Consider the following 23,223-nt stretch of genomic DNA (forward strand, 5'->3'; position numbering starts at 1 on the left):
GATAATTCCTCCTTTTGATAATTTAAGAATATCATAAAAAAATAACACTAACAATAGTTTTGTTTGAAAGTGAAAATATCTTATGGTTTGACAAAACCTTAAGTTTTACAATATAAAGATGATTTCTTTGTTTTATCCTTAAAAGAACGTTATAATAATTTTAATCACAAACACTCAAACTAGAACTGAGGATTACTATGCTAAAAACATCTTCTACACCAGATCTTAAAAGACTACGTCATAAGATGGAAATGCCCTTATTAAGATTAGGTTATCTTGCAACTATTTTAACAACTATTATCGCTATCATCTTACTTTTTTCAGGTGTTCCTTTACGTGAATGGTTTTTGAGTGTTTTAGTGGTGTTATTTGCTCCAATAACAGCCTTTGTCATGGCAAGGTATCTTTATTTTTCAAATGTTGCTAATGGTATTGAAGTTACAAAAGAACAATTTCCCGAACTACATGCCATCTATCAAGACATTGCTGCAAAAATGGAATTTACTAGAGAGTCACCAGCTCCCCCTCTCTACATTAAAAACGGTAATGGTCTTTTGAGTGCTTTTACAGGTAAATGCTCTCTTTCAAAAACCTATATTGTCATTCATAGTGATATTATTGCTATTGCATATCACAACAATGATTGGCGTATCGTTCGCTTTACTATTGCACATGAACTGGGACATATCAAGTGTAAGCATTCTCAATTCAGAAGATTACTAGCACAACCTGTTTTAAAATTCTTTCTACTAGATAAAGCATTACATCGTGCTCAGGAATATTCAGCTGACCGAGTGGCCTGTTACTATGATTCAAAGGATGCTTTATCCGCTATCTATCTCTATGCTGGTAAACAATTAGGAAGCTATGTCAACACAAAAGAATATTTTAATACAATTGCAAAACATGATGACGATTTATCTTTAAAAATAGCTAATATGATGAGTAGGCACCCTGTCGGCTATCGAAGAATGCAAACCCTAAAACAAATGCAGAGTCAGGGCTATGACGTTCATGGAAAACTCCTGTAAAATGACACACCTAACACCATCATTATCCATTAAGCCTGTTTATCAGGCTTTTTTAATGCTTTCAGCAAAAGATGACTAATTTTTTCTATTTTATTAAAATCTAGAAACAAATAGTTGTTGAAGTTACAAATCTTATCTATAATTAAGGAACGAAATACTATACATCTCACACTACTATTCTATCAAAGTTGGCACCATTTTAATGTCATCTTCAACAGTTATTGTGGCTATTAATGCTATGACTTTGAAATTAAAGAAAAAGCAGACGTTTTCTTAACGTCCGCTTTTTTTATTTTTTAAAGTAAGCCTTATAATCTGAGGCAATGATGGGTGATAATAATAAAATGGCAATCAAGTTTGGCATCGCCATAAGGGCGTTAGCGATATCTGCGATAATCCAAATGATTTCAAGTTCTAAAAAGCCACCAAGTAAAATCATTGCTACAAAAATAATGCGATATGGCAAGATAAATTTGGCACCAAAGAGAAAATTAATACAACGTTCACCATAATAACTCCAACCAAGAATAGTGGTAAAGGCAAATAATACCAAACAAATGGTTAATATTGTTGAACCAATGGCACCAAAATTATCAGAAAAAATAGATTGCGTTAAGACAGCCCCGTTCAAATCACCCTGCCAAGAACTGGTTACAAGAATAGCAAAACCAGTCAAGTGACAGATAATCAAGGTGTCAATAAAAGTACCAGTCATGGAAATAAGTCCCTGTTCAACCGGTTGATTGGACTTAGCAGCCGCTGCAGCAATTGGTGCTGACCCCAAACCTGATTCATTTGAAAAAATCCCACGCGCAATTCCAGACTGCATGGCAATAACCATACTAGCACCCAAAAAGCCACCTGTTGCTGCATGTCCTGTGAAAGCAGACTGCCAAATCAACTGAATAGTTGGCAAAATACGATCAGCATGCATTCCTATAATAATGATGGTTGTCAAGATATAAAAACCTGCCATCAAAGGAACAACTTTGGAAGAGACGTTTGAAATAGACTTGATTCCTCCAAAAATAATTAACCCTGTTAAAATGGCTAATAAGAAAGACGTCCAGTAAGGAGGCAATTCAAAATTATTTTGAACAGCTTCTGTTATCGCATTAACCTGAGTAAAACTACCAATCCCAAAAAGAGCTGCCAAAATCCCACTGAAAGCAAAAAATTGTGCTAGGGGTTTCCACTTAGGACCAATGCCTTTAACAATATAATACATAGGGCCACCAGAATAGTCGCCATTACTTTCTTTTTGACGGTATTTAATGGCAAGAAATCCTTCTGCATATTTTGTTGCCATTCCTAAAAAACCAGCTAGTAACATCCAAAACAAAGCACCTGGGCCACCCATTTTAATAGCAGTTGCGACACCTACAATATTTCCTGTTCCAACCGTTGCAGCTAAGGCTGTACTTAAAGCCGCAAAACTAGAGATGTCTCCACTAGCATTATTATCTTGTGGTTTAGCTATCAAGCCTAAGGCCGTTTTCAAACGAAACAACTGGAGCCATTTCAAACGAAAACTAAGATAGACTCCTGTCCCTAACAATAATATTAAGAGGGGTGGACCCCAAATTAAACTATCTAAATCTTTCAAAAATGATAACATATCTTCTCCTTCTATATGAATAATAATAAATAACAATACAAAAAGGCAACTAACCAATAGATGCCTTGCTTTTTTTTCTGATGTGACTAAACGAAAAGATACTACAAAATGGCAGAAAAATCTTACTTCCTCTTTTTTTTTCTGTTTCTTTGCTTATACTTACATTTATTATTCTGTCCTTTTGCCTGAGAGATTGAGCGTTAGCCTTGCCCCTTCGGCGCTTGTTCTAAGATGACAATCATCTCAACAAGTCTCTCCAGAAGTCCATCAGTTTTCAGTCCCACTTACAACAAGCACCTGAGAGTTTAGCTCCTTCGGCGAAAATCATGATTGATTCTCTTCTCCTGAACAACGTCTATTGGATATAATATTGTTTTATCATAACGAAAAAAATGAAAAATGTCAATATTATATTGATTGCATTTAAGAAGTCACTATTTCTGGAAAAGGATTATCCTCAAAGCCAAGTGATAGAAATAAACTTTTTTTCTTTCCAGTCAATCCATGTTATAATAACTCTGAATTTAAAAGGAGCGGTTTTATGATTAAAACTATTGAGATTATCAGCCTATCTAGTGGCATGTTGGGAGAAAACTTTGTTAAGCACGAGCTTGATTTGGGTGTTAAACGCTTGAAACAACTAGGCCTTACCGTTACCTTTTCTAAACACGCTTTAAAAGGCATTGATTTTTTGAACAAATATCCTGAAAAGAGAGCTGAAGATCTTTTGGCGGCCTTTAAAAATGAAACTGTGGATATGATTTTGTGTGCCATTGGTGGTGATGACACCTATCGTTTACTACCTTATCTCTTTGAAAATGATGAATTAAAACAAGTCGTTAACCAGAAACCCTTTCTTGGCTTTTCTGATACCACCATTAACCATCTGATGCTGCATCAACTTGGTATCAAAACCTTTTATGGTCAGGCTTTCCTACCGGATGTGGCTGAACTCGACAAAGAAATGTTGCCCTATTCGCAAAAATACTTTAAAGAATTACTTGAAACAAAGACCATTTCTGAGATTAAACCAAGTGAGGTTTGGTACGAAGAGCGCACAGATTTTAGCCCCAAGGCCTTGAGTACTAAGCGTCAAAGTCATCCGAATCAGGGTTGGGAGTTACTGCAAGGTGAGAGTGTTTTCTCAGGGAAAATCCTTGGCGGTTGCCTAGAATCCCTCTATGGTTTGTTCGATGGGACAAGGCATAGCGATTCGCCAATCTTGGCTAAAAAGTATCAGCTCTTCCCAGATTTATCTGACTGGCAAGGGCGACTTCTCCTGCTTGAAACCAGTGAAGAAAAACCAAGTCCAAAACTCTTTCAAAAAATGCTTGAAACTCTCAAAGAAACAGGCATCTTTTCTGTTGTAAACGGCATTCTAGTTGGTAAACCAATGGATGAGACCTACTATGAAGAGTATAAACAAATATTAGTTGACGTGATTGACAATCCTTCTCTGCCAATTCTTTATAATCTTAATGTTGGGCATGCCACACCACGCGCCATTGTGCCATTTAGAGTAACGGCAATTGTTGATGCCAAAGAGCAGGTGATTAGATTTAAAAACGAAGATGAATAACAAAACCCTATTTTAAAATAACACTAAAACACTATTGATAGAACAAACACTTATATATGGAGGCATCAAAATGACAGACAACATCAAAAACTACTGGGAAACATTCTGTACAGAAAAAAATATTCCAATAGACACTCCCTATGAGGCATGGGCTTTTGGTAACACGAAAGAAATGGCTGATGACTTGGCTGATTTAGTGGATAAAAAAATAAAAACTGCCACTACCTCTGCCTATGAACTCTATGAAAAGGATGAACCTCTGCCACAAGTTGGAGAGTATAATATTATTTTAAATGGTTCAGACGAACCTGTCTGTGTGACACAAACAAAGCTAGTCTATATTGTCCCTTATTATTTGGTATCTCCAGAACATGCTTGGCATGAAGGAGAAGGTGACAGAAGCTATGACTATTGGAAAAAGGTTCATGACCACTTTTTTGAAAAAGAATATCAAAGGTTTGGGAAAACATTTTATGAACAAGCACCCATGGTCTGTGAAGTCTTTGAAAAAGTGTCAGAATGACGATGATAATCAGGATAAACTTTATTATATTTTAAATAATATTTAAAACATGATTCTGTCACAACAAAAAAATTGTGTTTTGGAGTAATCTTACTAAACACTATCAAAACAAGGGGTTTCAATCATTTTTCGATTATTAATTTCGATAAAATAACGAAAAAAAATATTTTTTTATCAAAAAACGATAAAAAAGTGTTGCAATTCAAAAAAATTGTGCTATACTATATTTATCGAAAAACAATAAATATATTTCGATAAGAGATAAGAAGAGCTCACCTTATGTCTAATTTAAAAAAATTATTGAAATAGAGGAATAAAAAATGAAAACAACTCAACTCACTGCCCTTGTTAAAGGATTCATCACATTAGCTGCTACTTTTGCCGTTATCGTTCTCAGCACCATAAGCATTGCATCACTTGTGCTATTGTTTGGTCAAATTGATCTCTCACACATTTTACCAGCAGGCATTGAAACAACCTTTTCAGCCCACAATGCTTGGGGCGGTGCAAATGCCTACGTTCTTACCCTTGTGACTGGAAACACACTCATGACCTATGGTCTAATCAAACTCAAACAATTTGCGACTACTTTCAATCCAAATGAACTCATCTCAGACAAAACAGCATTATTCTTGAAAAAAGGCGCTCTTTTGATGGCTGTTGTTGGCCTTATTCAAGGTATTACTGAATTTACTGCTAATCCTAATCACATCATCGTCAATCTTGGTATTGCTGTTTGGTTATTGATAGCCAGCAAAGTGATTACTTACATCAAAAACCATACCAAACAACAAGCCTAATTAATACAACAAAACACTAGAAAAGAGGACACCATAGTGACTAAAGAAAACACCTACTTAAGATATATCCTTGGTTTTATCAATATCTTACTCATCATACTAGCCATCTCACTTGTTTTTGCCACAATCTTTTTTGCCCTTGGCATTACAAATATTGATCTTTTTAACAATGCTGATATGAGTTTTACGATGTCTTTAAAAGACGCTAGTCCTTTAGCCACTCTCTTAAATCTAGCTAATAGCTATATTATTCTCTTTGTCCTTTATTGTGTTCGACAATTTTTCAAAAATATTATAGCCGATGAGATTTTTGTTAAACAAAATGTTCTCTTGTCAAAACGTGTTGCACTCCTTTTAGTGATTGCATCGTTCTTTGGAAATGGTATTTTCCAATTCCAAGATTACTCCTTTTTCAATCCTACTTATATTATCACTGCTCTTGTTGTTTGGACACTTTCAAAAATATTAGAAAAAGCAAATGACATCGCAGCCGAAAATGAATTTACTATCTAGAAAGGAGTAAACGATGATTGTTGTTAATCTAGACGTTGAACTTGCCAAAAAGAAAATGCGCTCAGGAGATCTGGCAGAACGCATTGGTATTACTCCTGCCAACCTGTCCATTTTAAAAACAGGTAAGGCAAAAGCCATCCGTTTTTCAACCTTAGAAGCCATCTGTAAGGAATTAGACTGCCAGCCTGGTGATATTCTTGAATACGTGCCAGACGAATGATAAGAACCAATCGATGACACTGAAACAACAATGCCACATTTTGATGATTATTATAAACGTCTAATCGAGAGGTTAAGTAGACTATGATAGGCTGATAAATCAGCCTTTTTATAGCTCTACTTTTTTGTATAGACACTGAAATCACAATATCGTATCTCTATCAAATGACCAATTGTTAGCTTCTTCTCTTTTTTAATAACCCGTATCAATTGTAATTACTGTCTATTCACGTTATAATGAATTTATCAAAGAAAGTGGAGGGCCCTTATGTTAAAACAACTATTAAAAGCCACACAAGTTACTAAAAGCTCTGGATTATTTGTAGGCGGTGTTCTTTTTGGAACAGTCGGTTTAAAATTACTATCTAGCAAAAACGCTAAAGCTAAGTATGCTAAAGTGATTGCAAAATCATACCAAGTCAAAGATGAACTAGATTCAAGTCTTTCAGTGGTCAAACAACACACAGATGATGTTTTAGCTGATGCTAGAGAAATCTATGAAGCAAAAAAGCAAAAAGAATTAGCATTGAGTGCTGAAGAACTAGAACTCGATCAACCAAGCGCGACAGAAAACTGATAATAGCCAATGACATTTAAAATATTGCATCAAAACAATAGTCGAATAAGGGTGAAATGCCCTTTTCTTTGTAGTTATGCTGTTAAAGAATATCTCAAAGAATTGGCTCATCAAAATGATGCCATTAAGATGGTTCATTTTTATCAAGATCAAAAAAACATAGCTATCACGGTGAATGAAGGCTATGCTCTTTCATCTGCTCTTTTTTATCTAAAAAGCATTGATCAAAAACAGCTCAAAATAGCTCTAGAAAAGACCTATCAAAAAGAAGAAACCCCTTATCAAATCATCTCTAAAGAACTTCTGCAATTTGCGGCAAGACGCTTCTTTTTACCATTACCAATTCAATATGCCTATACGATTTACCAAGCCACTCACTACATTAAAGAAGCTTTAAATCATTTAAGTAAAAAAGAATTGACGATGGAGGTGCTTGACGGTGCTGCTATTTCAACCTCTATTCTCATGGGACAATTTAAAACAGCCGGATCCATTATGTTCATCATGGGATTGGGTGAACAGTTAAATGATTGGTCCAATAAAAAATCCATTGAAGATTTAGAAAACAGTTTAAATAATCGTGAGCAGATGGTATGGGTTTTAGATGAAAATCAACAAAAAATTGAAAAGAACAGCCAAGACATTAAGGAAAATGACATTGTTATCACTTCTGCCGGTAATGAATTATTGTTTGATGGCATCGTCCTATCAGGTAGTGGTATGGTCAATGAGAGTTCTCTCAATGGTGAATTTTTCCCCATTTATAAAACAAAGGAAGATACCGTTTATTCAAACACTGTTTTAGAATCTGGTGAACTTTATATCAAAGTCACTAATGCCAAAATCAATTATCGTCTGCATGAACTAATGCGACTGATGAGACAATCCGAAACAAAAAAAGGGAGTGAACAGCGAAAATTTATCAAATTGGCTGACCATTTAGTCAAATACAATTTTTTGGGTGTCTTTCTCACCTACTTCTTGACAGGTTCCTTCCAAAAAGCCTTATCTTTTCTACTGGTTGACTTCTCATGTGCTTTAAAACTATCAATTCCTATTTCTTATCTGTCAGCCATTAAAGAGGCTGTTGATCATGACATTATCATTAAAAGCATGGATGTAGTGGAAAACTATAACGACATCGATTTATTTGTTTTTGATAAAACAGGCACATTAACTGTTTCTGACCCTAAAGTCTTTAAAGTTATTCCCTTCTATAATTATTCTACCGAAAATGTTATCAGAATTGGTGCGTGTTTAGAAGAGCATATTCACCATCCTCTTGCTTCTGCTGTTGTCCTAAAGGCTAAAGAACAACATATTATCCATGAAGAAATGCATGGACAATTACAACACATTGCTTCACGCGGTATCTTATCAACCATTGACGACAAACAAGTGGCCATTGGTAGTTATCTACTAATGACCGAGCAAGCGATCAAAATCACACCAGAGCAAGAAGAGTTGATTGCTTCCTACCAAAAACAATACAACCTTCTTTATCTTGGATATGATGGGCAATTAATTGGTATTTTCTTAATTGACACCCCATTAAGGGTAGGTGCAAAAGAAATGATTACTTACTTGCAACGTCAAGGTAAGGAGGTAGCACTTCTTACAGGAGATACTGTAGAAAGAACCCAAAATCTTATCGGAGATATCAGTTTTCAATACATTAAAACTAATGTTACTCCCGAAGATAAATATGATTTTGTCAGAGAGCAAATGAGCTTGGGTAAAAAAGTCATGATGATTGGCGATGGGTTAAACGACTCTGCTGCCATCTCACTAGCAACTATTGGTGCTGTGATGCATGATGCTGCAGATATTAGTAAACAAACCAGTGATTTAGTTCTAGCAAGTAATAAATTAAACAGCCTTTTAGAGCTTGAAAATATTACTAAGGAGCTTGAAATAAGGATTTCAAAAAATGTTAAAGAAACCATCACCATTAACAGTAGCTTAATTTTGCTTGGTGTTTTTAATCTTATCTCGCCAAGTCTCTTATCCATTCTTCACAATTTAACCACTACAACAATCATCCTAAAAAGTATGAGTGGTTTCAGAAATATTAACTAAAAACTAGTTTATCCCTAAAAACCTTTACACATTTGTAAGGGTTTTATTTTTTATCCAATAATGAAAACTTTACAAGATTGATTATTTTATAGTGGCGTGTTATAGTATAAATAATTATTAAAAAATGATGAAGAAAGAACAATACAGTCTCTATAATAATGGCTCTTATTTGTTAAAGGAGGAAAACTATTGTCAAGTAAAGAAGTTGGACATCAATTTTTAGCACGTTTAGGAAAAAAACGATTACGTCCTGGAGGTATTACAGCAACTAACTGGTTGATTGAAAAAGGTCACTTTTCAAGTAAAAGTAAGGTTCTTGAGGTTGCTTGCAATCAAGGAACAACAACCATCGACTTAGTTCAACGATTTCATTGCCACATCACTGCTGTTGATATGGATAAAAAAGCTTTAGAAAAAGCAAAAATAACGATTGAAAAAGCTCAACTAGGAGATTATATTACTCTCATGCAAGCTAATGCCATGAAATTGCCCTTTGAAGATAATAGTTTTGATGTAGTTATTAATGAAGCTATGTTAACTATGTTAAACAATCAAGCTAAAAGTAAGGCACTTAAAGAATATCATCGTGTTTTAAAACCAGGAGGTATCTTACTCACTCACGATGTCTCTTATGAGGATCTTAAAACTCAATCCATCCTTAATCAACTCAGTCAAACCATCAACGTGAACGTTACTCCTTTGCAATTAGATGATTGGCGACACATTATTCTGGATGCAGGCTTCTCAAAATCTAACTATATTCACGGAAAAATGACTCTCATGTCACCGTTTGGGATGATTAAAGACGAAGGACTCATCAATAGCATTAAAATTATCTCTCGCGGTTTAAAAAAAGAAAATAGAGAACAATTTCTCAATATGAGACGATTTTTCAATAAAACTGGGAAAAATCTCTGCTATATTGCAGTAGCAAGTATCAAGTAATCAAGGAGAACAACATGTCATATATTGAAAAAATTGAAATGAGTAAAGTGCTCAACTTAAAAAATGAAGTTCCTATCGAAAAAGAACAAATGCTAAGTAAAACCCTCGTTCAACGAAAAGATTTAGGAATGACTCTCTTTTCTCTTGATAAAGGACAAGAAATTAGTCGACACTCCTCTCCTGGAGATGCTATGGTCAACATTTTAAGTGGTAAAGCAGTTATTACCATTGACGATAAAAACTATAGTGTGTCTGCCGGTGAAACAATAATCATGCCAGCTAATATTCCCCACAGTTTAATCGCCAAAGAAGCTTTTCAAATGCTATTGATTGTTGTTAAACCGGAGGCCTAAAATGTTTCCAAATCTGTTAGAAGCCATTAATTATCATGACCATCAAATCGCTAGTCGCCTTCTTAATCAAAAACTAGACATCAAAGAAAAGCTTGTTTTGTATGCTATGGCAAAGGGAGAAACCATCAGTAACGAATCAAGCCCCAAGACAAAACTACTAATCGTTCTTGAGGGAAGATTAGTAGTGACTAATAACAAAGAAAGCCAATCACTAGAAGGAAATGCTCTCTTTTTAATTCCTGCTACTCAAGAACATCACTTGAAAGCAGATGAAAATACCAAATTTTTACAATTAGAACTAACAAGCGATAACTAAGACTATCAAAAAAGCATTTTTCCTAGGGAAAATGCTTTTTTGATGTTACGCTCTTGTATAAATTCTATTTTTTTTCTTAACAGCAATAATTAGTAAAACCATCAAAATAATACCTAAAAGAGAAGTGATAACACCACCTTCAAAACCAAAACTACCACCTGAGATGAAGTCCATCCCTTTAATCGGTGTAGCAGTGAAAATACTTTCTTTTATCGGATTTCCTGACACCAGTGAGCCATAGATTATTCCTTGTGAAAAATTCCAAACAGCATGTGCTGCTCCCACCAACCAAAAACTTTCTGTCAAGTAGTAGATTAGTGAAAAAACAAGACTAGCTAGAAAAAGATTAACAATAGGCATAAAACCAATACCGGGGTTTAAGGCATGAATTAAAGTAAAGAAGACTGAACTTAGCAAAATCCCTTTGACCATCCCTAACTGTTTTCCAAAATGAGGCATCAAGTAAGATCTATAAACCAATTCTTCTAATGGTCCTTGAAAAGTAAACATTAACATTGCAAGAATAATAGTTGGAATGGAACCAAAATGAAAGTTAAAGGTCATATTAACAGCACCTAGTAAAACAAGAACTAAGGCAACTACCGAAATAGCCCCAAAACCGTACAATAAACCTTTAGAAATGTCTTGACCAACAGTTTTAGTAAAACCAAAATCTTTTGCTTTTAATTTTGCCACCGCTAATAGAGCAAATAAAGTTGCAAAAAATGTTAACATCATTTGAACAACGGACGCCAATGTAATCAATTGACCTTCTTGTGAGGGCAATACTAACCCAACAATCATTTGAATCACACCTGGTATAGCAACAGAGACCACTAATACCATTAAGACAGGTATTCCAATTAATTTCCAAGGTCCTGTAGCCTTGATTGCATTTATTTTTTCGTGAAACATATGCTTTCTCCTTTTTTTATTTTAATATTGTTAAAACCGTTATCATTAACAAAACTTAGCATTATTTTTAGATATCATTTTTTCTAATTCTATATAGAATAACCGAAATCCAAATTGAAATGAGAGTAGGTAAAACTATAATCATCATATCTGTAGGATTAGTGACTTCTATCTTGGTAACTTCTTTTGTTGCTACACCCTTAAAGAGAGAATCAAAAGTGATTTGATAAATAGTAATATAAATCAATGACCATTGGATGATGTATTCTGATAGAACAATGACGCTCATCGGTATTTTTAATTTTGGAATTACCCAAACACCAATCCAATATAAAATAATACCCGAAATGATGGCAATACTTAAAATCAAAACGAACAAGGAAGCTACATCATTCAAAACAACACTTAATAATGGTGTTACAGAGGCTAAAAGATGTAGAAACACAAAATTAATCGTTCCTATTGTTAGTGCCACAACAACCAATAAAAAGGCCTTAGGAAGATCCATTCGTCTTTCTTTTGGTAGTTTTGTTAAAAATCCTATACCGACAATTAGTGCTAAAAATATGATATATACAATCATTTTATCACCCTTTCTCTTTTATCATTTCAATAAGCCAAGTTCGTGAAGAATAATCTCCACATCACTTCTTTTACTTCTGTCTTTAAGGGCTTGTTTGACGGGTTTGACATGGTCAGTAATAATGCCGTCAACATTTGAGTTGACAAATTCAGCAATTGACTCAGGTGTATTAACTGTCCAAACAATAACTTTTTTTCCATGTTCTTTTATAGTAGCCACATGATCATCAGTTGCTTCTCTTTCCTCCATAATCAGATAATCACCTTTTAAATCTTTTAGATTACCGATATTAAAGAAATAGAGATAACCCGTTTCGATTTCTGGATAATTTTTTTCAGTATACTCAATAATGTCATAATCAAGGGATAAAATAACAGCCTTATCACCAAGATGATTGGCTTTAATTTGTTCTACCACATCATCAACCATTTGATGATCAGCACTAGCTCCTTTTAATTCGATGAACAAACCAATATTATCTTTTGCAGCTACAATTAATTCTTCTAAGGTTGGTACCTTTGCGGTAGGTGCATTTTCTTCAAACTCATTAGTTAAATCTAGTGCTTTAATCTCGTCTAACGTCATCTCCATTGGTGTTTTGTCAATACCTGCAATACGAGCATAATTCTTATCATGATTAAGAACATAGTAACCATCTTTAGTTCTTTGCACATCAATTTCAGTCCATTCCACCCCTTCAGCAATTGCACTTTCAATTCCTTCAATTGAGTTTTCAACACCTAGGTCACCACCACCTCTATGAGCAATAACATCAATATGAGGATTAATTTTAAAAATCTCGTTGAAAAATAAGGTAAACATAATAGAAGCTAATAAGATAATAACTGCTGTTCCTGATATAAAGATTTTAAAAGCATAACGTTGTAGAAAGCCTAGTTTTGCTGGTTTTTCTGAGGTTTTAAGTAGCTTTGCCATTGTTGGTGTTAAAACCACCCTATGACCGTCTTCTTCATTAAATTGATAGAATAAATCCGTCAAAGTATGAATGAAAAATGGGAGAATAACAGCAGTCACCATGAAAACAATAAAAGCTGTTGATAAAAGAATTAACCAGTTAAAGAAACGATAGAGTTCCGTATTAACATTTTGTAATGCTAAAAGAACAAGCAATCCTGCTCCGACAATCAAAGCACCAATGAGTGAAATGGCTAAGAGAAAACCGAAAAAGTTTATCATTCTCTTAAGAAATGCTTTCCAGTGGCCTAAGAATAACTGTCTAGCTTTTTTTAAGCTACTAAAAATATTATCCCCTGTCAGGGTAATGTAATGAAAAGTAAAGATATGTAAAATTGTAATAAGCGTAATAATGATAGCAACTGCAGTATAAAGAGCAAGATAAAGCGGTTTACTATAAATCACTGAGGTAACAAAATTTGGAATTTTAATATTTCCAATGGAAGAAACACCCATCCCAGCTCCTGCTATTGGGACTAAAATTGTTAAGTAGAAAGCCACAAATAATCCAGCAGGATTTAGTAAATTTCTTATCGATTGTAAGCCAATCTTTAATAACTGAGTACTTTTGATATAGCCTTCTTTTTCTCTTTGTATGGTACTTAGAGCAATAAATAAGCTGACGTCAATCCCTATAATACTCACAAAGAGAATTAAACTAAGAATTAACATCCCTACACCTTGTAGACTAAAAACAAAACTCAAATAATCTCCACTGGAGAGATTATCTCTACCGCTAGATGCGATTAAAAAATTAAGTAAAAAAGTATATAGTGGGAGAATAAGAGCAGATAAAGCGAGTTTAGTCACAATTTGATATTTGAGATAAACCCAAAAATTGGTATGATTTTTTTTCATGTATGATATCATAATAATCACCTTTCATATTTGTTACTGGTTAGGGATTTGTCTCAATTTGGTGTGTTGTTCAAAACTATATGCAATATTTAAAATGGCGGCATCATCCCCTAAACGTCCTGAAAAGGTAGCTCCAATAGGTTGTGTGTCATTTTGTCCAAAAGGAACTGTTATTTCTGGTGCTCCTGAAGTTGCTGTTAAAACAACGCCACTGTTGTCTTGAAAAACAATGGCATGCAGATTGTTATCTGTCATGACTTTATCTAATTGTTCATTTGCCTTTTTGATTATTTCTTCCACTTTAGTGTCATCATTATCAGAAAAAGCAAGTGATTTTTCAAGAAGACTTTGTCCATATTTTATTCTACTCTCTGAATCTTCTTTATTATATGATATAAGTTCTTTTAAAGATTTAATGGGTGCGTTATTACTTTCTAGATAATTATTAAAATCTTTTTCAAAATCATTCATCATAATAAATTGTGTATCAATTTTTGAAGTGTCTATTTCTTTTAATTCAACAACTTCTGCTCCCATTTGAGTCAGTATACGGCTTAATGATTTAGTAAAATTTTTTTCACCCGGCAACAAGCCAATCTTTTTACCCTTAATAGCATTTTTTTGCAATTCAATTTCAATTTTTTGATTACTTGCAGCATTATAGGTATCAAGAGCATCTTCTACTGTTTTAGTTATTACACCGACAGTATCCAAACTAAGTGTGATGGGAACAACTCCTTCACCACTAATCTTATCTCTACTGGGTTTAAATCCAACCACTGAATTGACCGCTGCTGGAGAAACAATAGAACCAAGGGTTTCTGTCCCTAAAGATACTGTTGCAAGATCAGTTGACATAGATACCGCACTACCAGCACTAGAACCAGAAGGACTTAATTCAACTGGATTAAAAGGATTATGTGTCTGACCTTTTTTGGCACTATAGCCACTTGGTGCCTTTTCACTCAACCAATAAGAGAGCTCAGATAGATTAGTTTTTCCTAAGATAATAGCACCGTTAGACTTTAACTCCTCAACAACTGGTGCATTAGTCTCAGGAATAAAATCTTTTAAAGCATCAGTGCCAGAACTGGTAGGCATGTCATTAGTATTAATATTTTCTTTAACTAAAACAGGAATTCCTTTAAAAGGTAGGTCTTCTGACATTTGATCAAAAAACTTAGCTTCTTTTATCGCATTAGGATTGATCTCACTAACAGCATTATTGCCATCTTTACTTTGGTCATATTCTTTAATATTAATTAAATAATAAGCCACTAATTCCTCATAACTAATATCATTTTTTGCAATGTTTTCCTGGATTTCTCTAACAGTTTTTTGTTCGATAAAAGGAGCTTTAGTTTTTATTTTTTCAATATCTATGCCTTCTAATTGTTGATCAATTTGTTTAATGATGTCATCGTTTCTAAAAGCAATCCTCTCTTCTTTTTCTGGAAGCATTGATTGAATAAAAAGCGCCACTCCTCCACCAACAACAATCAAAAGACCAACCGTTATAGCTATACCAATAATAATTTTTTTCATAACATCTCCATCTTTTATTTATAATTAAGTTCAATTTTCATTGGCAAAACTATTAATAAATTTAAATAATAAATCACACAAGGATTTAAATAGTATAAAAGTGTTTCATAATTATATGAAACACTTAAAACAAAATATAACATACAAATAAAATATAAAAGGTTAAACCTGAAAATCAATAAAATAAAACTTCTTTTACCTAACACTAACATAAATAGAGAGAGAACTCAAACATTTATGCTCTATTTATTTAACAATATCAGTTTTAAATCTGTTTCCTTCATTCGACCACTTTTTGTTAAAAATAAGAATTTAGACTATAATTTACTGAATCATGTAAACAAAACACCCTAGCAATAAAATCCTTGCCTTAGTTGATAAGAATTCTATTACTACTACACCCAAATATCAGTAAGAATCTCCTATTCATAACTCTAACACATAGATTTTCTTAATTAATACCTATGTTCTCTTATTTTATATTTTTGACTCGACATCTATCCCTACATACATTTTCATTATATAATCATCACTTTCTCTATCGCCCACTTTATAATATCCAATCTGAATGGGATGATAAGGCAAGTTATTATCTACAAAAAAATTGTCTAAAATATATCTAAGTTCACTGCCAATTGTTTTATTAATGGCTGACTGAATTTCAAAAACCATATATTCACCATTAGGTATTTCTACTGAATGCATCTTAAGTTTATTTTCCAAAGAATTTTTTAATCTTTGGCATCCTAAATAATAAACAGGAACTCCTTTTGCATTTGGCAAAATCATTTCATATAAATCGACGCTGTCAGGATCTAATTCTTGACTAAGTAAATTTGTCAAATCAGTATAACTTTTTATGACATCATAATTACTAGCTATAATATCTTCTACTGTCCCTAGTTCAACGGCACTTACTACTAAAGTGGAAATTTTTTCAAAACTAACCTTTATATCCTTACATCCATTGATAATCACTGTCAAATCAATAGGAATAAATGTTTTGTAGGATGCTCCTTTTTTCACAGCAATTGGAGAAACACCATGATAATCTTTAAAAGCTGAAGAAAATGACTCCGATGATTCATAACCATACTTAAAAGCTATTGTAATAATCTTATCGTCTGTCATAATGATATCCTTAGCTGCTTCACTAAGTTTTCGATATTTAAAATATGTATTTAATCTCATTCCTGTTAAACTGCTGAATAATCTGGAAAGAGTCTCATACGGTAAATTTAATTTTTGTTTAATATACTTTGAATTTATTTCCTCAGTTAGATGACTTTCCACATATTTTAGCAATTCGTTAAGCTGTGTTAAATGTCTCAATAAACTCTCCTTGAACATTTATAATTATATTAAGCATATTATACCATCTTATCACTTTAATTAAATTATATTTTTAGTACTAATTATAACATGTTATGGCGTTACAATAGAGATGAAACCTAACTAGCAAAACAAGAAAAATAATACGATAATTTTTGAATAACTATTCAAAAAAGAGTCTTCTAATGACTAGTATATCTTATATGCTCTAGAATATAATTGGATTAAACCGTTATTTTCGGTATTGTAAAAACTATTCTCATTGAATTATCCTTTAAAATAAAAGTCAACAATAATACAATATCATCCTTTTTCTCTTTCGTATGTTAAAAACCAAAAATCTTTACAAATAAAATGAAAATTTATCACCAAAATCTTATGAGCTCTCTAAACCACTACCATTTCATTTTTCTTATCATTTATGATAAAATGAAGCAACATCAAAAATCATATTTAGAAATTTTAAAGACATGATTTGACTATCATTCTGACAAGAAATTGTGGATAAGGAGAGAAGACTCATGACTAAAATACCTGACATCTTAGCTTATGAACGGCGTCATTTAACGAATGACAAGAGAAAAGACCAGACATATCTTGATATCCTTCATCCTGACTACAAAGAATTTGGTGCCTCAGGCAGAATTTTCCATAAAAAAGATTTTGAAAAAATTGACCTGTCAGACAGTGATTACCAAATCATTGACTACAATGTTTTAGCCTTGTCTGAAACATCATACCTTGCTACTTACCAGTTAATCGATAACATGACTGGACAAAAAACCAATCGCAGTTCTATCTGGGTTATCTATCAGAATGATTGGAAATTGTTGTTCCACCAAGGAACCTTAGCAAAAGAAGACTAATAAAAACTAGAAAAGAGCATCATATGACATTACTAGAATACAATGATCTGATACCAGAATTAATCGTTAGCAATATTGATAAATCAAGAGACTTTTATGTGCGTTTACTAGGGTTTAGTATTGCCTATGAAAGACCTGAAGATAAGTTTATTTTTTTATCTTTGGGCAAAATTCAACTCATGCTTGAAGAAGGGGGAAAAGAGGACTTAGAGTTGTTACATTATCCCTTTGGCAGAGGCGTCAATTTTACCTTTGGTGTTGATAATATCACTGATATTTATCAGCGCTTGATTGAAGACAACTACCCGATAAAAAAAGAGTTGACAACACACCAGTTTAGAGTTGATGATAAAATGGTGACACCTAGAGAATTTTCCGTTTTAGACCCAGATGGTTACTTCATTAGAATTAGCGACTAGAGAGAAGATGATAAAGTAGTTGCAAGTTCTGCTAAATTGATTTGATAATAATAAATTAGAAGATGTAAAAATTAACTGGTAGAGTTTGGAGACTAGTATGTGTGGAATGATTCAAGAGGAGTACAATGATATAAAACAACTATGGCGATAATTTAATAATGAGGTACTAATAGTGACAGATGAAGAATTTGCAATTTTGGTAGAACAAAAAAGTATTGGTAAGAAAATAGATTTTGGGAACAAAGAAGATGTAGAAGAATTTTTTGGAGATGAAGATTTTTCTGAGTATGAAGACTATTTCAAATAAGTAACCAAGTAAAAAAGCCTTAAAATTAAGGCTTTTTTCTTATTTGGTAGATAGACTAGAAAAATTTCTATATCTTATGTATTAAAAACAGTTTTCAATAACTTTTTATCCTAAACTGCTCCTTAATGATAGTCATATTCTATAAACTCATCTTCGTTTTTTGACCATTTTCAACCATAATAGCTTCAGAATTTGTAATAGCTTCTATATTTAATTTGGAATTTTCTTCAATGATTTTTTGAGAGCTTTCTGTGAATGGTGGACACAAATAATGAGGAACAACATAAAAATCTATCAAATTTAATCCCGTATAATCTTTTTGAGAGAAATCTTCCGGAACTGCATCCATAGGCTTGATATATGACAGTTCATTTGCACAAATAATAGCACCAGCAGATTCTCCTACATACAGTTTCCCATTTGATAACTCTTTTTTTACTAACTCATCTACTCCTGTTTTTTTCAACTGGTCAATTAAGAAAAAGGTATTTCCACCAGTAAAATATATAATATCTGCTTTCTCAAAAGTTTTATGAATATCATCAAATGATGCGGTTGAAATTTCAAGTTCAAAAATATTTGCCTTCAATTCTTTCCATAGATTTCTTGCTGAATCTACATACCCTTTATATTCTTCATTTATAGAAGCTGTTGGTATAAATACAACATTCTTTCCTTCCACTTCATTTTTTAATAAAGATCCTACTTGTTCAAAAGCCGAACATAAAAATAATTTCATCTATTTTTCTCACCTTCTATTATAGTTTAGTTTTATTTTATCACAAAATTGAGTAATGAAATAAAATCATGTAACAAATAAGCAAGCAAACAAATTAAGTTTCATGGGACAAATGAGGGGACAAATCTCTTTCAACCAAGCAAAAAAGCCTTGAAAACAAGGCTTTTTCTTGTGTGGTAGATGCCCCCTACAGGGATCGAACCTGTGACCCACGGATTAAGAGTCCGCTGCTCTGCCAGCTGAGCTAAGAAGGCAAAAAAAGCTGTATTGGTACCGTTTATTCACGGCTTGTATTGAACCCGCACGCTATACGCAGGTGGGCAACGTGTTCCCAACTTAGTTGTTTCCGCGTGAAACGGCCTACATACTGTTAGGAGATCTTTGTTTCCCTAATAATACAAAAATTAGTCGGTCAACACAGTAATGTGAATTCGTATACCACAGCATCTTTATTATTATCATACCATATTTTACGAAATTTTCAAGTTTTAGAAACATCTCAAGATGCATTAGACTATTGATATCATTGAGAATATCCTTATTTATGAGGTTAATTTCCGAACAAAATCAAAATAATTTTCTTCTTTTAATCTATAAATTAAAAACAAAGAAAAGCTATTTAAAACTTTCTCAATTTAAAAAACGATTATTCTGAAAAAAATTGTTTTTTTAAATCTTCAATGATTTTTTGACGATTTTTTAAAGCTCGTTCATACTTTCCAGTCTCATTACCCTTAAAATATATAGCTTGTTGAAGCTTGTCAGGTAAATATTGCTGATTAACCCATTTTTCTGGATAATTGTGAGGGTATTTGTAATTTTGAGCATTTCCTAATTCTTTACTGCCACTATAATGCCCATCACGTAAATGTCTTGGAATAGGAAGATTTCCGTTAGAACGTAAATCAGATAAGGCTGCATCAATTGCTAAATAAGCAGAATTGGACTTAGGTGACAGTGCCAAATCAACAACGACATTTGCAATTAAAATCCTAGCTTCAGGAAAACCAATTTTTTGAGCCGCAGAAAGAGCGGTGACAGTATGGATCTGAGCTTCAGGATTTGCCAGCCCAATATCTTCATAGGCAATCACTATCAAACGTCGAGAAAGACTCTGAAGATCCCCACTTTCAATCAACCTTGCTGCATAATGAAGACTAGCATTAACATCACTTCCACGAATTGATTTTTGAAGAGCTGACAACACATCATAGTGGCCATCACCATTTTTGTCCATGGTAATGTAACTTCTTTGTAAACTATTTTCAATGATATCAAGCGTGATGTGACGGTATCCATCTTCATTTGGAGTAGTTGACATAACTGCTAAGTCAAGCGAATTATAGGCAGATCGTAAATCGCCATTTGTTGCTGTAGCGATAAAATCAAGAGCGTCGTCATCTAACCTGACGTCAAATTCATAGCCTCTTTCTTTATCATCAAGGGCACGTTTAATGGCTTCTTTAATATCATCATTTGACAACGATTCTAGCTCAAAAATTTGAACACGACTTCGAATAGCTGGAGTGACTGAAAAGAAAGGATTTTCTGTTGTGGCACCAATCATGATAATATTACCATTTTCAAGAAGAGGTAAAAGAAAATCCTGTTTAGTCTTATCAAGACGGTGGATTTCATCAAGTAATAAAACAAGACCACCTGAAAACTTCGCTTCTTCTGCCAATTCCTGAAGTCTTTTTTTAGTGTCAACCGTCGCGTTAAACGTCCGAAAGGCATATCTTGTTGTGCCAGCAATGGCACTAGCGATTGATGTCTTTCCGATACCCGGTGGCCCATATAAAATCATGGAAGAAAGCATATTAGCCGCAACCATCCGTTGAATAATTTTTCCTTCTCCTACCAAATGTTTTTGACCAATCACTTCTGAAATATCTCTTGGTCTCATCCGCAAGGCTAAATTGTTTGGCATAATATTTTCCTTTCTCTTACAGTCACTCTTTATACTGATTATACCACAAGACAAAAGAGATGAAGTGAAAATACGGTCTTTAAGTGAGGTCACATCTAGTTTAAAAATAATGACACTATGATATAATAACTGTAATAATTATTTTGAAAAAATAAACGAAATAACTATTTAAGAACAATTATCAAAAATCAAAGGAGGTATTACATGACAAGTTCACGACTAGAAGCCTTTAGTGACGGTATTTTAGCAATTGTTATTACTGTTATGGTTCTTGGATTAAAGGCACCTGATACAGAATCACTAAGCTCCTTATTAAAAACTATTCCTGGGTTACTTGCTTATGTATTAAGTTTCATCTATGTGGCCATTTATTGGAATAACCACCATAATCTAATGATTAGCATCACAAAAATTAATGGTGTCATCTTATGGATTAATAATCTTTGGCTTTTTTGTGTGTCATTAATACCTTGGTCAACAGATTGGGTCAGTCGCTTTTATAATAAAACACTACCTGTCATGGTTTATGGTATTGTCCTTTTTTTTACCGCCTTATCTTACTTCATTCTCCAAAATCAAATCATCAAATATAGTGAACACTCAAAAATTATTAAACGTATTATCGGTAAAGATTTAAAAGCAAAAGCATCTACAGTGATCTATATTTTTTCAATTCTCATGGCGCCATTTTCCGTTTTTCTTGCAGAGCTAGGCTATATTACTGTTGCGGCCATCTGGTTCATCCCAGACAATCGCTTTGAAAAAGCCTTAGGAGATAAGTGGATTGATTAAAATACAAAAAAGCATCTAAAAAGGTGTTTTTTTAGTAGTTTTGATACATTATTTCAAAATATATGGTATAATGTCAGTTAATAAGACTTAATATATTAAATTTATCAGGAAAAGGAAGTTATTAGTGATTCTCATCTTAGTAGCTAACCTTAACTGAGGAAGTTGTTATTAAGAAAAAATTTTATTTTTATTTAAGGAGAATCAAATGATTTTGAAAAAGAAACTTTTTAAGAAAATAATTTTTAGTGCTGTCGTTTTATTGACATCATATAGTTCTATAACACTACCAGTCAATAATCAACAAAATGCTTTTAGCAACAATGTTGTTAAAGCGGAACAATACCAAGAAACAGATAAAGGAACTCTTGAATTCAAAAAAGAATTACAACTTTCTTTAGGAAAATTAGATGATAAAGGACGTGCCACATCAGCTCATATCCAACTACGTGAACAGGATCAGCCAACAAAAAAACGTAAGAAAAGATTAGAGTATAATCCAGTAGGATGGCACAACTACAAATTCTATTTTGAAAATGGTGAAAAGAAAGCTTGGTTGATGAACCGAGGTCATTTAATTGGTTACCAATTTAGTGGTTTAAATGATGAAGCTAAAAACTTAGTCCCAATGACTGCATGGCTAAATTCAGGAAACTATAAAGGAACCAATAAAAATAATCAAGACAGTATCCTTTTCTATGAAAAACGATTAGATTCATGGTTAGCAACTCACCCTAATTACTGGCTTGACTATAAAGTAACTCCTATTTATCAAGGAGATGAATTAATTCCAAGACAAATTGAATTACAATATGTTGGTATTGATGAAAATGGTAATCTTTTAGAGATTAATATTGGTGGTAAAGCAACCAAAGATAATTATGGGGTTAGTAAAGTTGTTCTTGATAACACTTCACCTAATGCTACTATAGACTATGCAACAGGCTTGGCTCAAAATACTGTTCTTTCTGCCAAAGAACAAAAAGCGGAACAAGAAAGAATTGCAGCCGAAGAGGCACAAAGAGCTGAGCAAGAAAGAATCGCAGCCGAAGAGGCACAAAGAGCTGAGCAAGAAAGAATCGCAGCCGAAGAGGCGCAGAGAGCTGAGCAAGAAAGAATCGCAGCTGAAGAAGCACAAAGAGCTGAACAAGAAAGGATTGCGACCGAAAAAGCACAAGCTGCTAATCAAGGAGGTTATTTTAGAGATAATAGAGGAAGATGGCATCGTCCAAATGGTCAATATGCATCTAAAGCCGAGATTGCCGCTGCCGGACTTCCTTGGTAATAACCAAACTTCTTAATCACACTTCAAATATAATATATGTCTGCCATGAACCTTAGAATACTTTAAGGTTTTTTAGTGGAAGAAATCACTTATTCTTTATTGATAATAACAAAAAGCACCTAAAGGT

General features: G+C 33.4%; 24 protein-coding genes, 1 tRNA gene, 1 other RNA gene and 1 riboswitch. Of the genes, 16 read left to right on the forward strand and 10 right to left on the reverse strand.

From position 1 onward, the window contains the following. Positions 1-197: 197 nt before the first annotated feature. Positions 198-1,031, forward strand: coding sequence for a M48 family metallopeptidase (locus A3I1_RS0106050; protein ID WP_018370391.1), 834 nt, complete (start codon positions 198-200; stop codon positions 1,029-1,031). 289 nt (positions 1,032-1,320) lie between these two features. Here the strand turns inward: A3I1_RS0106050 and A3I1_RS0106055 are convergent, their stop codons facing one another. Continuing rightward, entirely contained in the window at positions 1,321-2,649 is a 1,329-nt protein-coding gene (locus A3I1_RS0106055; protein WP_018370392.1) for an alanine/glycine:cation symporter family protein, read from the reverse strand. Positions 2,650-2,812: 163 nt separating this feature from the next. After that, positions 2,813-2,919, reverse strand: a riboswitch (glycine riboswitch). Between the two features lie 271 nt (positions 2,920-3,190). Here A3I1_RS0106055 and A3I1_RS0106070 point away from each other — a divergent pair. The 10 genes from A3I1_RS0106070 to A3I1_RS0106115 all read left to right on the forward strand — a co-directional run bounded on the left by A3I1_RS0106070 (position 3,191) and on the right by A3I1_RS0106115 (position 10,553). After that, a complete protein-coding gene (locus A3I1_RS0106070; RefSeq protein ID WP_018370393.1) occupies positions 3,191-4,228 on the forward strand; it encodes a S66 family peptidase in 1,038 nt (345 codons plus the stop codon). A 70-nt stretch (positions 4,229-4,298) separates the two neighbouring features. Further along, the gene (locus A3I1_RS0106075) at positions 4,299-4,751 is read left to right on the forward strand and encodes an ASCH domain-containing protein (protein ID WP_018370394.1); all 453 of its coding nucleotides are present in this window, start codon (positions 4,299-4,301) and stop codon (positions 4,749-4,751) included. A gap of 320 nt (positions 4,752-5,071) precedes the next feature. Further along, positions 5,072-5,551 (forward strand): hypothetical protein, encoded by a 480-nt coding sequence (locus A3I1_RS0106080; RefSeq protein ID WP_018370395.1) that lies wholly within the window; start codon positions 5,072-5,074, stop codon positions 5,549-5,551. Positions 5,552-5,587: 36 nt separating this feature from the next. Next, complete coding sequence (locus A3I1_RS0106085; RefSeq protein ID WP_018370396.1) at positions 5,588-6,064, forward strand: DUF2975 domain-containing protein; 477 nt, start codon at positions 5,588-5,590, stop codon at positions 6,062-6,064. Between the two features lie 13 nt (positions 6,065-6,077). Further along, positions 6,078-6,284 carry a helix-turn-helix domain-containing protein gene (locus A3I1_RS0106090; protein ID WP_018370397.1) on the forward strand — a complete coding sequence of 69 codons (207 nt, stop codon included), beginning with the start codon at positions 6,078-6,080 and terminating at the stop codon, positions 6,282-6,284. Between the two features lie 267 nt (positions 6,285-6,551). Beyond that, complete coding sequence (locus A3I1_RS07985) at positions 6,552-6,860, forward strand: DUF6110 family protein (protein WP_018370398.1); 309 nt, start codon at positions 6,552-6,554, stop codon at positions 6,858-6,860. 9 nt (positions 6,861-6,869) lie between these two features. Continuing rightward, positions 6,870-8,939 carry a heavy metal translocating P-type ATPase gene (locus A3I1_RS0106100; RefSeq protein WP_026216788.1) on the forward strand — a complete coding sequence of 690 codons (2,070 nt, stop codon included), beginning with the start codon at positions 6,870-6,872 and terminating at the stop codon, positions 8,937-8,939. Positions 8,940-9,128: 189 nt separating this feature from the next. Then, positions 9,129-9,884 carry a class I SAM-dependent methyltransferase gene (locus tag A3I1_RS0106105; RefSeq protein WP_018370400.1) on the forward strand — a complete coding sequence of 252 codons (756 nt, stop codon included), beginning with the start codon at positions 9,129-9,131 and terminating at the stop codon, positions 9,882-9,884. 14 nt (positions 9,885-9,898) lie between these two features. Continuing rightward, entirely contained in the window at positions 9,899-10,237 is a 339-nt protein-coding gene (locus tag A3I1_RS0106110; RefSeq protein ID WP_018370401.1) for a cupin domain-containing protein, read from the forward strand. A gap of 1 nt (position 10,238) precedes the next feature. After that, positions 10,239-10,553, forward strand: a complete 315-nt coding sequence (locus tag A3I1_RS0106115; RefSeq protein WP_018370402.1) for a cupin domain-containing protein — start codon at positions 10,239-10,241, stop codon at positions 10,551-10,553. Between the two features lie 45 nt (positions 10,554-10,598). Here the strand turns inward: A3I1_RS0106115 and A3I1_RS0106120 are convergent, their stop codons facing one another. The 5 genes from A3I1_RS0106120 to A3I1_RS08255 all read right to left on the reverse strand — a co-directional run bounded on the left by A3I1_RS0106120 (position 10,599) and on the right by A3I1_RS08255 (position 16,761). Then, complete coding sequence (locus tag A3I1_RS0106120; protein ID WP_018370403.1) at positions 10,599-11,468, reverse strand: CPBP family intramembrane glutamic endopeptidase; 870 nt, start codon at positions 11,466-11,468, stop codon at positions 10,599-10,601. A 67-nt stretch (positions 11,469-11,535) separates the two neighbouring features. After that, positions 11,536-12,051, reverse strand: a complete 516-nt coding sequence (locus A3I1_RS0106125) for an SA1002 family membrane protein (RefSeq protein WP_018370404.1) — start codon at positions 12,049-12,051, stop codon at positions 11,536-11,538. A 21-nt stretch (positions 12,052-12,072) separates the two neighbouring features. Then, the gene (locus A3I1_RS0106130; protein ID WP_018370405.1) at positions 12,073-13,896 is read right to left on the reverse strand and encodes a glycerophosphodiester phosphodiesterase family protein; all 1,824 of its coding nucleotides are present in this window, start codon (positions 13,894-13,896) and stop codon (positions 12,073-12,075) included. A gap of 21 nt (positions 13,897-13,917) precedes the next feature. Beyond that, a complete protein-coding gene (locus tag A3I1_RS0106135) occupies positions 13,918-15,429 on the reverse strand; it encodes an amidase family protein (RefSeq protein ID WP_018370406.1) in 1,512 nt (503 codons plus the stop codon). Positions 15,430-15,906: 477 nt separating this feature from the next. After that, a complete protein-coding gene (locus A3I1_RS08255; protein WP_018370407.1) occupies positions 15,907-16,761 on the reverse strand; it encodes a helix-turn-helix domain-containing protein in 855 nt (284 codons plus the stop codon). Between the two features lie 521 nt (positions 16,762-17,282). Between A3I1_RS08255 and A3I1_RS0106145 the strand changes: the two genes are divergently transcribed. The 3 genes from A3I1_RS0106145 (at position 17,283) to A3I1_RS0106155 (ending at position 18,353) form a co-directional block, all read left to right on the forward strand. Continuing rightward, complete coding sequence (locus tag A3I1_RS0106145) at positions 17,283-17,627, forward strand: nuclear transport factor 2 family protein (RefSeq protein ID WP_018370408.1); 345 nt, start codon at positions 17,283-17,285, stop codon at positions 17,625-17,627. A gap of 23 nt (positions 17,628-17,650) precedes the next feature. After that, positions 17,651-18,046, forward strand: a complete 396-nt coding sequence (locus A3I1_RS0106150) for a bleomycin resistance protein (RefSeq protein ID WP_018370409.1) — start codon at positions 17,651-17,653, stop codon at positions 18,044-18,046. Positions 18,047-18,218: 172 nt separating this feature from the next. Continuing rightward, on the forward strand, positions 18,219-18,353 hold the full coding sequence (locus A3I1_RS0106155; protein WP_018370410.1) for a hypothetical protein: 135 nt from the start codon (positions 18,219-18,221) through the stop codon (positions 18,351-18,353). A 139-nt stretch (positions 18,354-18,492) separates the two neighbouring features. Here A3I1_RS0106155 and A3I1_RS0106160 read toward each other — a convergent pair whose 3' ends face one another. From A3I1_RS0106160 to A3I1_RS0106170, 4 genes are all read right to left on the reverse strand, one after another. Further along, complete coding sequence (locus A3I1_RS0106160) at positions 18,493-19,092, reverse strand: Type 1 glutamine amidotransferase-like domain-containing protein (RefSeq protein WP_018370411.1); 600 nt, start codon at positions 19,090-19,092, stop codon at positions 18,493-18,495. A gap of 181 nt (positions 19,093-19,273) precedes the next feature. Continuing rightward, positions 19,274-19,346 (reverse strand) — tRNA-Lys (locus tag A3I1_RS0106165). Position 19,347: 1 nt separating this feature from the next. Beyond that, positions 19,348-19,542, reverse strand: a non-coding RNA gene (gene ssrS, locus A3I1_RS08390) — 6S RNA. 196 nt (positions 19,543-19,738) lie between these two features. Continuing rightward, positions 19,739-21,022 carry a replication-associated recombination protein A gene (locus A3I1_RS0106170; RefSeq protein ID WP_018370412.1) on the reverse strand — a complete coding sequence of 428 codons (1,284 nt, stop codon included), beginning with the start codon at positions 21,020-21,022 and terminating at the stop codon, positions 19,739-19,741. A gap of 204 nt (positions 21,023-21,226) precedes the next feature. Between A3I1_RS0106170 and A3I1_RS0106175 the strand changes: the two genes are divergently transcribed. Continuing rightward, a complete protein-coding gene (locus tag A3I1_RS0106175) occupies positions 21,227-21,814 on the forward strand; it encodes a TMEM175 family protein (protein WP_018370413.1) in 588 nt (195 codons plus the stop codon). A 211-nt stretch (positions 21,815-22,025) separates the two neighbouring features. Beyond that, a complete protein-coding gene (locus A3I1_RS0106180) occupies positions 22,026-23,096 on the forward strand; it encodes a DNA/RNA non-specific endonuclease (RefSeq protein ID WP_026216791.1) in 1,071 nt (356 codons plus the stop codon). Positions 23,097-23,223 lie beyond the last annotated feature (127 nt).

This window comes from Streptococcus marimammalium DSM 18627 (assembly GCF_000380045.1).
Classification (GTDB): Bacteria; Bacillota; Bacilli; order Lactobacillales; family Streptococcaceae; genus Streptococcus; species Streptococcus marimammalium.